This is a genomic window from Streptomyces sp. NBC_01381, assembly GCF_026340305.1.
Lineage (GTDB): Bacteria > Actinomycetota > Actinomycetes > Streptomycetales > Streptomycetaceae > Streptomyces.
Genome location: NZ_JAPEPI010000001.1, coordinates 4,484,062 through 4,496,373, shown reverse-complemented (window position 1 = coordinate 4,496,373; position 12,312 = coordinate 4,484,062). Strand labels below are relative to the sequence as shown.

General features: G+C 70.7%; 10 protein-coding genes. 5 read left to right on the top strand and 5 right to left on the bottom strand.

Annotated elements, in window-relative coordinates; all coding sequences use genetic code 11:
- Nucleotides 1-45: 45 nt before the first annotated feature.
- On the top strand, nucleotides 46-948 hold the full coding sequence (locus tag OG453_RS20970; RefSeq protein WP_266869512.1) for an NADP-dependent oxidoreductase: 903 nt from the start codon (nucleotides 46-48) through the stop codon (nucleotides 946-948).
- 51 nt (nucleotides 949-999) lie between these two features.
- Here the strand turns inward: OG453_RS20970 and OG453_RS20965 are convergent, their stop codons facing one another.
- The 3 genes from OG453_RS20965 to OG453_RS20955 form a co-directional block, all read right to left on the bottom strand.
- A complete protein-coding gene (locus tag OG453_RS20965) occupies nucleotides 1,000-2,055 on the bottom strand; it encodes a glycoside hydrolase family 43 protein (protein ID WP_266869511.1) in 1,056 nt (351 codons plus the stop codon).
- A gap of 39 nt (nucleotides 2,056-2,094) precedes the next feature.
- Complete coding sequence (locus tag OG453_RS20960) at nucleotides 2,095-3,411, bottom strand: MFS transporter (protein WP_266869510.1); 1,317 nt, start codon at nucleotides 3,409-3,411, stop codon at nucleotides 2,095-2,097.
- A 147-nt stretch (nucleotides 3,412-3,558) separates the two neighbouring features.
- On the bottom strand, nucleotides 3,559-4,482 hold the full coding sequence (locus tag OG453_RS20955) for a LysR family transcriptional regulator (RefSeq protein WP_266869509.1): 924 nt from the start codon (nucleotides 4,480-4,482) through the stop codon (nucleotides 3,559-3,561).
- Between the two features lie 103 nt (nucleotides 4,483-4,585).
- Between OG453_RS20955 and OG453_RS20950 the strand changes: the two genes are divergently transcribed.
- On the top strand, nucleotides 4,586-5,416 hold the full coding sequence (locus tag OG453_RS20950) for an oxidoreductase (protein ID WP_266869508.1): 831 nt from the start codon (nucleotides 4,586-4,588) through the stop codon (nucleotides 5,414-5,416).
- 35 nt (nucleotides 5,417-5,451) lie between these two features.
- On the opposite strand, the gene OG453_RS20945 is transcribed toward OG453_RS20950, so the two are convergent.
- Nucleotides 5,452-6,114: an alpha-ketoglutarate-dependent dioxygenase AlkB gene (locus OG453_RS20945; protein ID WP_266869506.1), complete on the bottom strand. Its 663-nt coding sequence runs from the start codon at nucleotides 6,112-6,114 to the stop codon at nucleotides 5,452-5,454.
- Nucleotides 6,111-7,292: a methyltransferase gene (locus OG453_RS20940; RefSeq protein WP_266869505.1), complete on the bottom strand. Its 1,182-nt coding sequence runs from the start codon at nucleotides 7,290-7,292 to the stop codon at nucleotides 6,111-6,113. The genes OG453_RS20945 and OG453_RS20940 overlap by 4 nt, the downstream gene beginning before the upstream one ends.
- Nucleotides 7,293-7,656: 364 nt before the next feature.
- On the opposite strand from OG453_RS20940, the gene OG453_RS20935 reads away from it, so the two are divergent.
- The 3 genes from OG453_RS20935 to OG453_RS20925 are packed head-to-tail and all read left to right on the top strand — an operon-like array spanning nucleotide 7,657 to nucleotide 12,294.
- Nucleotides 7,657-9,126, top strand: coding sequence for an aldehyde dehydrogenase family protein (locus tag OG453_RS20935; RefSeq protein WP_266869504.1), 1,470 nt, complete (start codon nucleotides 7,657-7,659; stop codon nucleotides 9,124-9,126).
- Nucleotides 9,123-10,709 (top strand): APC family permease, encoded by a 1,587-nt coding sequence (locus OG453_RS20930; protein ID WP_266869503.1) that lies wholly within the window; start codon nucleotides 9,123-9,125, stop codon nucleotides 10,707-10,709. The genes OG453_RS20935 and OG453_RS20930 overlap by 4 nt, the downstream gene beginning before the upstream one ends.
- A 22-nt stretch (nucleotides 10,710-10,731) precedes the next feature.
- Nucleotides 10,732-12,294 (top strand): GMC family oxidoreductase, encoded by a 1,563-nt coding sequence (locus OG453_RS20925; protein ID WP_266869502.1) that lies wholly within the window; start codon nucleotides 10,732-10,734, stop codon nucleotides 12,292-12,294.
- Nucleotides 12,295-12,312 lie beyond the last annotated feature (18 nt).

Below are 12,312 nucleotides of genomic sequence, written 5' to 3'. Positions count from 1 at the left end.
AACGACAGCGACAACTGCCGCCACAGCAACCACAAGGAGCCCTAAATGAAGAAAGTGAGCTTCGCCGAGTTCGGCGGTCCGGAGGTTCTGCGACTCGTGGACGCCGATGAGCCCCACGCGGGCCCCGGTCAGATACGCATCGCCGTGCGGGCGGCGGGCGTGAACGCCCACGACTGGAGGGTCCGCGAGGGCCAGTTCCAGGAGTCCCGTCCGATCGAGTTGCCCGCCGGGGTCGGCCTGGACGCCGCCGGGGTGGTGGACGAGGTCGGCGCGGGCGTCGACGGGGTCGAGGCCGGCGACCATGTCTTCGGCGAAGGATCGAGCACCTACGCCGAGTTCGCGGTGCTGTCGGCCTGGGCCCGTATGCCCGAGGGCCTGACGTTCGAGGAAGCGGCCGGATACGCCTCCGTGGTGGAGACCGCGCTGCGCGTCATCCGCCAGGTCGGTGTGCGGTCCGGGCAGGCACTGCTGGTCAGTGGCGCGTCCGGGGGAGTCGGCTCTGCGGTGCTGCAGATCGCCCGCGATCGCGGCATCACGGTGATCGGCACCGCCGGGTCCGCGAACCAGGACTACCTGCGCGGACTGGGCGCCCTTGCCACGACGTACGGCGAGGGCTGGGTCGAGCGGGTGCGGCGGCTGGTGGCCGGCGGTCGGGTCGACGCGGCTCTCGATCTGGCCGGCTCGGGCGTGATCCGTGAGCTGGTCGAGCTGACCGGGGATCCGCAGAAGGTGATCTCCATCGCCGATCTCGGTGCGCCGCGGTTCGGCGTCCGATTCTCCGGCATGGCCGGGAGCGTGCCCCAAGCCCTTACCGAGGCCACCGCCCTCATCTCGCGGGGAAAGCTCCACATCCCGGTCGAGAAGACGTATTCGCTCGCCGAGGCCGCCGCCGCGCACGTCGACAGCCGAGCCGGTCACACGCGCGGGCGCCGGGTCATCGTCGTGTGAGCCCGCGTGCGACGGCTGCTCGGCCCGACCCCGGCCACCGCCTCCGCGCCCCTACCCGGCGTCGGGCACGGGGACCCCGAAGTCCGGTGTGCCGTCGGCCTTCCAGCCGAGCTTCTGGATGCGGGTGTGGCGGTTGGGGTCGTTCAGGGGGTCGCCCTCGATCTCCTTGTACTGGCGTGCGTGGTAGACGAGGACGTCGGTGCGGCCGTCCTCGGCGACCGTGAAGCAGTTGTGGCCGGGACCGTACTGGCCGGTCGTGTCATTGCTGGTGAAGACCGGGGCGGGCGACTTGGACCAGGAGGCGGGGTCCATGAGGTCGCTCGTGTCGTCGGCGGTGAGCAGACCGACGCAGTAGTTGAAGTCGGTGGCGGAGGCCGAGTAGGTGAGGAAGACCCGGCCGTTGCGCTGGATGACGTAGGGCCCCTCGTTCACCTTGAAGCCGACGCACTCCCAGTCGTACTCCGGTGTGGTCAGCCGGATCTGAGGGCCCGTCAGGGTCCAGGGGTTGGCCATCCGGGACAGGAAGACGCCAGTGTTGTTGTCCTGTCCGGGCTCGTGCTGCGCCCAGGCGAGGTAGCGGCTGCCCCGGTGTGTGAAGGTGGTGGCGTCCAGGGAGAAGGTGTCCCAGGCGGTGGCGATCTGCCCCTTCTCGGTCCAACTGCCCTTGAAGGGATCGGCGTTGGTGTTCTCCAGGACCCAGATGCGGATCTTCCACACGTCGTCGGCGGGGGCCGCGGCGAAGTAGACGTACCAGGCGCCGTCGACGCGGTGGAGCTCCGGGGCCCAGATGTGCGCGGCCATGTCGCCGCTGCTGTGCCGCCGCCAGATGACGGACTCGTCGGCCTGCGTGAGGCCCCGCAGGGTGCGCGAGCGGCGCAGCACGATGCGGTCGTACTCGGGTGCGGTGGCCGTGAAGTAGTAGTGGCCGTCGGTGTGCCGGTGGATGTGCGGGTCGGCGCGCTGTTCGACGAGCGGATTGCGGTGGGCACGCGGCCCCGACGCGGCGTGGGCCGGGCCCTGGGCGATGCCCTGCGCGGCGATGACGGCGCCGGTGGCGAGGGTCCCTCGCAGCACACCCCTGCGGCTGGGCAGATCACTGCGGCTCATGCGACTCCTTGGGGAGGTGGACGGATCGCGGATCGGGCTCTACGAGGTGAGCTTCTCGGTGGCCGCCGGCACGCCCGCCGAGGCCGTGGCGGGCGGCGGCGTGCTCAGGGCGCGTCGCAGCAACGGCACGGCGAGCAGGCCGAGCACCGCCACCGCGAGGAGGAAGAGCAGGCCGGTCAGGGCGCTGCCCGTGGAGTCGACGACCGCCGCGATGCCGAGCGGCCCGAAGCCGCCGCCGAGGTTGCCGACCGCGTTGACGGCTGCGATGCCGGCCGCCGCTGCGGCGCCCGTAAGGAAGCGCGGGATCAGCGCCCAGAAGGCGGGCTGTGCCGCGTATCCGCCAACGGCGGCCGCGCACAGCCCGAGCATCTGCACGACGGGCGAGCCGAAGAGCGCGGTGACGGTGAACCCCGCGACGGTCAGGGCGAGCATCGCCGCGGTCCAGAGGTAGGGGGTGTCCCGGCGGGCCACCAGGCGCGGCACGATCACCAGGCCCGCGGCGACGCACACGTACGGAATCGCGGAGACGAAGCCGACCTCGGTGCTCGTCAGGTCGCCGAAGCCGTCGATGATCGTGGGCAGCCAGAAGGACAGGCCGTAGGTGGAGAGCGGGAAGGCCAGGAAGAAGACGGCCGCGGTCAGGACGCGGCGGTCGCGCAGGACCCCGAGGGTGTGCCGCGGCTGCTCGCCCGCGTCGGCGCGGTCGGCGGCCAGGGCGTCGGTGAGCCACCGCCGCTCGTCCGGCGCCAGCCAGCCCGCGTCCTCGGGCCCGGCGGGAAGGCGCAGCAGGACGACGGGGGCGACCAGCACGGCCGGGATGCCGGTGGCGAGGAACACCCACTGCCAGCCGGTCAGCCCCCACGTCCCGTCGAGGTCCATGAGGACGCCCATCAGCGGATTGCCGACGATGAAGGACACCGGCGCGGCGAGCATGAACGCGCCGATGGCGCGGCCGCGATGACTGCCGGGGAACCAGCGGGAGAGGTAATAGAGCACTCCGGGGAAGAACCCGGCCTCGGCGGCGCCGAGCGCGAACCGGGCGAGATAGAACTGCCAGGTGCTGTGCACGAGGGTCGTGGCGATCGTGACCAGGCCCCAGGTCAGCAGGATCCGCGCGATCCAGCGGTGCGCACCGACGCGGTGGAGCAGCAGATTACTGGGCACCTCAAACAGGGCGTACGCGGTGAAGAAGAAGACCTGCCCGAGGGTGAACGCCGTTGCGCTGACGCCCAGTTCGGCCTGGAGCTCCAGTTTCGCGAAGCCCACGTTCGAGCGGTCGATGTAGGCGATCACATACAGCAGGCCGAGAAACGGCAACAGCCGCCATGCCGCCTTGCGCAGCACCCTGCTCTCCATCAACGGGCCTCCCCACACGCGACGTTCGATATTTCGTACGTCATCTGTAATCTCGAACGCCGAAACGGTAAGGGCGTGTTACGGCGGGGTCAACGGTGCTGACGAGGAAAGAGGAAATCGGCGGGAGACTTCAGCTCCGTGGGAACTTCAGCTCCGCGCTCCCCCGGGGGCCGCCGGGCCGAGCGCTCCCTTGCAGGCCGTGACGTACGCCCGCACCAGCGGACGCCGGTCGTCCGCGCGCCAGGCCAGGGCGAAGCGGCTGGGGGTGATGCCGCGGACCGGGCGGGTGACGACGCCGCCGAGGGTGATCAGGGGCGCGTTGCCGGTGGCGACCAGACAGACGCCGCGGCCGTCCACCAGCGCCTCGTACGTCTCGTCGGTGCCGGCGATCTCGGCGCCGATCCGCGGCGGCCTGCCCTCGCGGGCGTCCAGGGCGAGCCAGTAGTCGCGCAGCGCTCCCGCGCTCTCGGGCAGCGCGAGGAACGGTTCGTCCAGGAGGTCGGCGAAGTCGATCTCGTCGCGGGCCGCGAGGCGGTGATCCTCCGGCAGGGCGACGTGGCGCGGCTCCTCGGCGACCACGAGCCATGCGTAGCGCTCCATGTCGGACAGCGGCAGCCAGATGAACGCGGCATCCGCCCGGCCGCCCGCGAGGCCCGCGCTCGGATCCTCCCAACTCACCTGCCGCAGCCGGATGGTGGCCGCCGGATGCGCCTCGGTGAAGCGGGACCGGACGGCCGGAAGGAGACCGCCGCGGCCCGGCCGCGTGCTCATGCCGACCACGAGCGTGGCCCGCTCCTGCGTCTTGGCGCGTTCCACCGCCGCCATGCCCGACTCCCAGACTTCCAGGACCTGTTGGGCGTGCGGAAGGAGCGCGGAACCCACCGCCGTGAGCCGCACCCCTCGGCGGTCCCGCACGAACAGGTCCGCGCCCAGCTGCCGTTCCAGCATGCGTATCTGCTTGCTCAGCGCGGGCTGCGAGACGAAGAGCCGCTCGGCGGCCCGCGTGAAGTGCAACTCCTGTGCCACCGCGGCGAAGTAGCGGAGGTTCCTGCTGTGTACGTCCATAACCATCAGCTATCACGTCAGGTCTTGGACGGGCCACTCGCCCCGGCGGCAAGCTGATCCGCGTACCGAGAAGAGCAGCCAAGTCCGTTACATTTCCAGGGAGTTCGTGATGACGAAGGTATGGCTCGTGACGGGTGCGAACAGCGGCTTCGGCCGGGCGATCACCGAGGCGGCCGTCGCCGCCGGCGGCGTCGTCGTGGCGACCGCCCGCAATGTGGCGCCCCTGGACGACCTGGTCGCCGCCCACCCCGACCAGGTCGAGGCGCTCACCCTCGACGTGACCGACACGGCGGGCATCGAGGCCGCGGTGCGGGACGTCATCGACCGCCACGGACGGATCGACGTCCTGGTGAACAACGCGGGCCGCAGCCATGTCGGCGCCCTGGAGGAGGACTCGGACGCCGAGCTGCGGGCCCTGTTCGATGTGCACGTCTTCGGCCCCGCGGCGCTGGCCCGCGCCGTCCTTCCGCACATGCGGGCCCGCCGCTCCGGGGCGATCGTGCAGATGAGCAGCATGGGCGGGCAGATGTCGTTCGCCGGGTTCTCGGCGTACAGCGGCACCAAGTTCGCCCTGGAGGGGATCTCCGAGGCGCTGGCCCAGGAAGTGGGGCCGCTGGGCATCAAGGTCCTGATCGTGGAGCCCGGCGCGTTCCGCACCAGCCTGTTCGGCAACACCAGCGCGGGCGCCGTCGAGATACCGGACTACGTTGAGACGGCGGGCGCCACCCGCAAGATGGTCGCGGGCGGCGACGGTGACCAGCCGGGCGACCCGGCGAAGGCCGCCGCCGCGATCATCGCCGCACTCGACGCCGACGCGACGCCGCTGCGGCTTCCGCTGGGCGACGACGCGGTGGACGCGGTCGTCGGGCATCTCGACGCGGTGCGCGCGGAGATCGCCGCGTGGGAGCCGGTGACGCGGGCGACGGCCTTCGACGCCTGAGTCATTCCAGAGCCTGAGTCATTCCCGAGCCTGATTCATTCCAGGCCGCTCACCCGCAGCGTGATGTTCAGCCGCCCCGTCAGACCGAGCTCCGGTGGGGCGGTTTCGGCGTACACCCGCGGCACACCGTGATAGGCGAGCCGCGAAGGCCCCCCGAAGACGACCAGGTCGCCGCTGCGCAGCTCGATGTCCGTGTACGGCTTCGTCCGCGTCTCCGTGTTGCCGAAGCGGAAGACGCAGGAGTCGCCGAGGGAGAGCGAGACCACCGGCGATGCCGACTTCTCGTCGGCGTCTCGGTGCATGCCCATGCGGGCCTCGGCGTCGTAGAAGTTGATGAGTGCGATGTCGTACTCATCGGCCGTCTCATCGAGTCCGCCCCCATCGCCGTAGGCGGCCGCCACGGCCGCCCGCCCCAGCGAGGCGACCCACGACGGCATCGGCTTCACCGGGGCGCCGTCGCCGTCCACCGCGGTGCGCGCGTACCCGTAAGGGAACCAGTGCCAGCCGAGCCCCACCTGACGGGCAGTCATCACGCCGCCGCCCGGCGTCTTCACCGTCCTGAGACCGGCCGGTGGCCGTGCCCACTCCCGGCACGACGCGACCAGGTTCCGCTGCTCGTCGAGCGACAGCCAGTCGGGCACGTGCACGGCACCGGGCGCGATCTCCGACCGCGTCCGGGGAAACAACTCGCCACTCACCGTGCCGAGTTACCCTTCACGGCGCGCAGGACGACGAACTTCGGGTCACTGGCGACGACTTGGGAGTTGCCGAAGAGCTTGCGCAGCTTCACGTGGTACCCGAGGTGGCGGTTGCCGACGACCCACAGTTCACCGCCGGGGCGCAGCGCGGCGCGCGCCCCGCTGAACATCCGCCAGGCGGTCGCGCCGGTGGTCGCCTGGTGGCTGTGGAAGGGCGGGTTGTTGAGGACGAAGTCCACCGACCCGGCGGGCACGGCCGCCAGCGCGTCGCCCGCGACGAAGTCCGCCTTGGTGGACACCTCGGCGTTGGCCCGGAAGGTGGCCTCCGCCGACGCGACGGCCTGGTAGGACTCGTCGATGAAGGTGACCGTGGCCTCAGGGTCGGCGACGGTGGCGGCCGTGCCGAGCACGCCGTTTCCGCAGCCCAGGTCCACGATGTGCGCGCCACCCTTGCCGGTCGGCAGATGGCGCAGGAAGAAGCGGGTGCCGATGTCGAGGCGTTCGGCGCAGAAGACGCCCGCGTGATTGACCACGGTGAGTCCCGAGCCCGCCCCGGAGTCGCCGTCCAACACATGACTGCGCGGCCAGGGGCTGGAGCCGGCGCCGGTCCGCTGCTCCGGCGTACAGAAGATGAGACGCGCCTTCTGCCGGGCGAGGGAGGTCCGCGTGGGGCCGATGATCCGCTCGAACAGCTCCAGGGTGGAGGTGTGGATCTCGGTCACCATGCCCGCGCCGACGACGACCGTGCCCGCGTGCAGGGCGGGGGCGAGCCGGTGCAACTGGTCCTCGAGAAGCGCGAGGCTCTTCGGCACGCGGACCAGGAGGACGTCGACGCGGTCGGGCGGAGTGTCCCGGGTCGTCGAGAGCCGCACCGCTTCCGGCGCGAGCCCGGCGCGCGCCACGTTGGCCCGCGTCGCCTCGTGCGCGAGGAACGAGTCGGTGATCAGCGTGGGCGCGTGCCCGCGCCCGGCGAGCGCGGTGGTCAGCGCACCCCAGCGGTCGCCGACGACGGCCACCGTGCCGGAGAGGTCGACGGGCTGCGCCCCCTCCTCCGTCTCGCCCGCGAGATGCCGCAGCAGATAGGCGTCGGCCGCGGACCAGGCCCGCAGCTGGTCGCGAGGGTCCTCGGGAAATCGTGTGAGGTCGTACGCGCCCCATGACGTGGTCAGCCGATTCATCGTGCCTTCAGGCTAACGGAGTGACGACCGTGCGATCTTCGGCCCGTACGCAGGGGGCCCGCTCGGCGAGTGCTCGACGCCCGCTTCCCCGCCCTGCCGCGCAAGGCCGCGAAGGAGCTCGGGGTCGGCCGTCACGCGGCGTCATGTGACCCTGCTGCCGGCCACGACCGCCGGCGACCGCCCGCCCTGATCCTCGGCGTTTCCGGACGAGCGCGCCCGCCGGACAGCGGCGTCCATAGTGCGCGTACGGCGTGTGCTCCTTACCGTCTAGGGGTGGAGCACGTTCCGCCGATCGAGGATGACGGAGCGTGACCGGCCGGGCCTCGGTCGGGTCGTCTCCGCGTATCCGACCGGAGGAGCCGTCATGCCGGAGCTGTTCATCGGCGGTAAGTGGACCGCCGCCGTGGACGGGCAGGTTCGGGAGATCCGCTGCCCCGCCGACAACACCCACATCGCGGCCGTCGACGAGGCCGGGCCGAAGGACGCCGCCGCGGCGATCGCCGCCGCGCGCGAGGCCTTCGACAGTGGCCCGTGGCCGCACACCCCGGCCGCCGAACGCGGCCGGCTGCTGCTGCGCGTCGCCGACCTGCTCGAACGCGACAAGGACGCACTCGCCCGCGCCGAATCCCTGGACACCGGGAAGCGGCTCGTGGAGAGCGAGTACGACATGGACGACATCGCCAACTGCTTCCGCTACTTCGGCAACCTGACGGCGGCGGGCGGCACCGACCGGATCGTCGACGCCGGGAATCCGGAGGTGGACAGCCGGGTGGTGCACGAGCCGGTCGGGGTGTGCGCCCTGATCACTCCGTGGAACTATCCGCTGCTGCAGACCGCGTGGAAGGTCGCCCCGGCGATCGGCGCGGGCAACACCTTCGTCCTCAAGCCCAGCGAGCTGACCCCGCACACCGCCATCATCCTGATGCGGCTGCTCACCGAGGCCGGCCTTCCGGCCGGTGCCGCCAACCTGATCCTCGGCGCGGGCCCCACCGCGGGCGCACCGCTCAGTGAGGACCCGCGGGTCGACCTGGTGTCGTTCACCGGCGGGCTCGTGACCGGGCGCCGGATCATGGCCGCCGCGGCGCCCACGGTGAAGAAGGTCGCCCTGGAACTCGGCGGCAAGAACCCCAACATCGTCTTCGCCGACGCCGACTTCGAGGCGGCCGTCGACTACGCCCTGATGGCGATCTTCCTGCACTCCGGACAGGTCTGCTCGGCCGGGGCCCGACTCCTCGTCCAGGACGAACTGCACGACGCGTTCGTAGACGAGGTGGTCGCGCGTGCCCGGCGGATCCCGCTCGGCGGCCCCTTCGACGACAACGCCCGCACGGGCCCGCTGATCTCCGCCGCACACCGCGCCAAGGTCGAGGCGTACGTGGCGGCCGGTATCGCCGAGGGTGCGGTGCTGCGCTGCGGCGGCGCCCGCCCGGACGACCCGGCGCTGCAGGACGGCTACTACTACCTGCCGACCGTGCTCGACGAGTGCACGCCCGGCATGTCCGTGGTCGCCGACGAGTCCTTCGGGCCTGTGCTCACCGTCGAGCGGTTCCGGGACGAGGAGGAGGCGCTCGCGCTGGCCAACGACACGGTCTACGGCCTCGCGGGGGCCGTCTGGTCGCAGGACACCGGCAAGGCCCAGCGCGTGGCGTCCCGGCTGCGCGCCGGAACCGTATGGATCAACGACTTCCATCCGTATGTGCCGCAGGCGGAGTGGGGCGGCATGAAGCAGTCCGGCTTCGGCCGCGAACTGGGACCGGCGGGACTCGCCGAGTACCAGGAGGCCAAACACATCTGGCGCAATCTCGCAGCGACCCCGCAGAGGTGGTTCGAATGAGTACGGAACCCGGAGCGGGCCCTGGTCCCGCCGTCCCGGAGAAGACCCAGGGAGAGCACGACGACGACGCGCTCGGCGAGCTCGGCTACCGGCCGGAACTCAAGCGGACCCTGGGCAACTTCCACACCTTCGCGGCCGGCATCAGCTACATCTCGATCCTCACCGGCACCTTCCAGCTCTTCTACTTCGGCGTCAGCTTCGGCGGTCCCGCCTACTGGTGGTCCTGGCCGATGGTCTTCGCCGGACAGCTGATGGTGGCGCTGTGCTTCTGCGAGCTCGCCGCCCACTATCCGGTCGCCGGTTCGATCTACAACTGGGCCAAGACGATGGGCGGCCCGCACGTGGGCTGGCTCGGCGGCTGGATGATGATGACGGCCACGATGGTGACGCTCTCGGCCGTGGCGCTCGCCTACCAGATCACGCTGCCGCAGATCGACGACTGGTTCCAGTTCGTCGGTGACGGCACGGGCAAGAACGACGCGGCCGCCAACGCCGTGCTCCTGGGCACCGTGCTGATCCTCTTCTCCACCGTGGTCAACGCCTTCGGCGTACAGCTCATGGCCCGGATCAACTCCGCAGGCGTCTTCATCGAGCTGATCGCCGCCGTCGCCCTGATCGTCTTCCTCGCGGCGCACATCACCCGCGGCCCCAGCACCGTCCTGACCGAGACGTACGGACTCGGCAGCGGCCAGAGCCTCGGGTACTTCGGCGCGTTCCTGACCGCGTCCCTGGCGTCGGCGTACGTGATGTACGGCTTCGACACGGCGTCGTCGCTCGGCGAGGAGTCGCACAACCCTGGCCGCAACGCGCCGCGTGCCATCCTGCGGGCGCTCATCGCGTCCTTCATCATCGGCGGACTGATCCTGCTCTTCGCCCTGATGGCGGTGCCGGACCTGCACGCCGAGGAACTGTCGACGGGCGGGCTGCAGTACGTGGTCCTGGAGACGCTCGGTTCGACCATCGGCGAGATCTTCCTGTGGTGCGTGGTCATCGCCATCACCGTCTGCGTGCTGGCCGTGCAGGCCGCCGGCATCCGGCTGATGTTCGCCATGGCGCGGGACAACAACCTGCCCGCGGGCTCGGCGCTGGCCCGGGTCAGCCCGCGGTTCCAGACGCCCGTGGTGCCCGCCGTCCTGATCGGTGTGGTGGGTGTCGTCATCCTGGTGATCAACATCAACCAGCCGCAGATCTTCTCGGTGATCACGAGCATCGCGATCATCATGATCTACGTGGCCTATCTGCTGGTCACCGTACCGATGCTGCTCAAGCGGCTGCGCGGTCAATGGACGCCGATCGAGGGGAAGTTCTCGCTCGGCCGGTGGGGCCTTCCGATCAACGTCGTCGCGGTGCTGTGGGGCGCCGCCATGTCGATCAACCTCGCCTGGCCTCGCGCCGAGGTGTACAACGCGACGGGCCCGCAGCACTGGTACCTGCGCTGGGGTGCCTTCGTCTTCATCGGCATCGTCGCGCTCGGCGGCTTCGCCTACTACTGGTTCGTGCAGCGGCACAAGACGGGCGTACTCGAGGAGCACCGCGTCAAGCCCGCCACCCCCACACCGCCGCCCCCGGCCGCCGCCCCCTGAATCCGCAGATCCTGGAGACGTGATGCCCGCAGAGACTTTTGTGTCCGAGTTCGACTACGTGGTGGTCGGCGGCGGTACGGCAGGCGCCGTCGTCGCCGCCCGGCTGACCGAGGACCCGGACGTACGCGTCTGCGTGCTGGAGGCAGGTCCCTCCGACGTCGGCGACGACAACATCCTCCAACTGGACAAGTGGATGGCGCTGTTGGAGTCCGGCTACGACTGGGACTACCCGGTCGAGCCGCAGGAGAACGGCAACAGCTTCATGCGGCACGCGCGCGCCAAGGTGCTCGGCGGCTGCTCGTCGCACAACTCCTGCATCGCCTTCTGGGCACCCGCCGAGGACCTCGACGAGTGGGGCGCACTCGGCTGCACCGGCTGGAGCTCCGCGGACTGCTTCCCGCTCTACCGGCGCCTGGAGACCAACGACGCGCCGGGCGACCACCACGGCCGCTCGGGCCCGGTGAACATCCTCTCCGTGCCGCCCAAGGACCCTTGTGGCGCGGCCCTGTTGTCCGCGTGCGCCGAGGCGGGCATCCCCACCACCCCGTTCAACACCGGCAAGACGGTGGTGCGCGGCGCCCACTGGTTCCAGATCAACTCCCGGCCGGACGGCACCCGTTCGTCCGCCTCGGTCTCGTATCTGCACCCGGTCCTGGGCAAGCGGCCGAACCTCGAAGTACGGACGGGGCTGCAGGCCAAGCGGCTCCTGTTCGACGAGAACCAGCGCTGCACGGGCGTGGAGTACCTGGAGCCGGACACCATCCACTCCGGTACGGTCCACGCGCGCCGCGAGGTCATCGTCTCCTGCGGGGCCATCGACTCGCCGAAGCTCCTGATGCTCTCGGGGATCGGCCCGGCCGCGGAGCTGCGGGAGGTCGGCGTGGAGGTCAGGGTGGACTCCCCCGGGGTCGGCTCCCACCTCCAGGACCACCCCGAGGGCGTGATCATGTGGGAGGCGAAGCAGCCCATGGTCACCTCGTCCACCCAGTGGTGGGAGATCGGCATCTTCGCGAACACCGAGCCGGGGCTCGACCGCCCGGATCTGATGTTCCACTACGGCTCGGTGCCCTTCGACATGAACACCTACCGGCGCGGCTACCCGACCACCGACAACGCCTTCTGCCTCACCCCGAACGTCACGCGGGCCCGCTCCATGGGCACGGTGCGGCTGCGCACCCGCGACTTCCGGGACAAGCCGAAGGTCGACCCGCGCTACTTCACCGATGAGCACGACATCCGCGTGATGACGTACGGCATCCGGCTCGCCCGGGAGATCGCCGCGCAGCCCGCGATGGCGGACTGGACGGGCGCCGAACTCGCGCCGGGCCCCGAAGTCACCACCGACGACGATCTGTTCGCGTACATCCGCGAGACCCACAACACCGTCTACCACCCGGCGGGCACCGTACGGATGGGCGCGGTGGACGACGCGGACTCACCGCTCGACCCCGAGCTGCGCGTCAAGGGCGTCACAGGCCTTCGGGTGGCCGACGCGTCGGTGATGCCGTTCCTGCCCGCGGTCAACCCGTGCATCACCACGATGATGATCGGCGAAAAGTGCGCGGACATGATCAAGGGGACATGATCAAGGGGGAACTGACCG

What these genes read in the sequence shown, in the direction of transcription:
- OG453_RS20970 (WP_266869512.1), top strand. Translation starts at nt 46, where the DNA reads ATGAAGAAAGTGAGCTTCGCCGAGTTCGGCGGTCCGGAGGTTCTGCGA.
- OG453_RS20965 (WP_266869511.1), bottom strand. Translation starts at nt 2,055, where the DNA reads ATGAGCCGCAGTGATCTGCCCAGCCGCAGGGGTGTGCTGCGAGGGACC.
- OG453_RS20960 (WP_266869510.1), bottom strand. Translation starts at nt 3,411, where the DNA reads ATGGAGAGCAGGGTGCTGCGCAAGGCGGCATGGCGGCTGTTGCCGTTT.
- OG453_RS20955 (WP_266869509.1), bottom strand. Translation starts at nt 4,482, where the DNA reads ATGGTTATGGACGTACACAGCAGGAACCTCCGCTACTTCGCCGCGGTG.
- OG453_RS20950 (WP_266869508.1), top strand. Translation starts at nt 4,586, where the DNA reads ATGACGAAGGTATGGCTCGTGACGGGTGCGAACAGCGGCTTCGGCCGG.
- OG453_RS20940 (WP_266869505.1), bottom strand. Translation starts at nt 7,292, where the DNA reads ATGAATCGGCTGACCACGTCATGGGGCGCGTACGACCTCACACGATTT.
- OG453_RS20935 (WP_266869504.1), top strand. Translation starts at nt 7,657, where the DNA reads ATGCCGGAGCTGTTCATCGGCGGTAAGTGGACCGCCGCCGTGGACGGG.
- OG453_RS20930 (WP_266869503.1), top strand. Translation starts at nt 9,123, where the DNA reads ATGAGTACGGAACCCGGAGCGGGCCCTGGTCCCGCCGTCCCGGAGAAG.
- OG453_RS20925 (WP_266869502.1), top strand. Translation starts at nt 10,732, where the DNA reads ATGCCCGCAGAGACTTTTGTGTCCGAGTTCGACTACGTGGTGGTCGGC.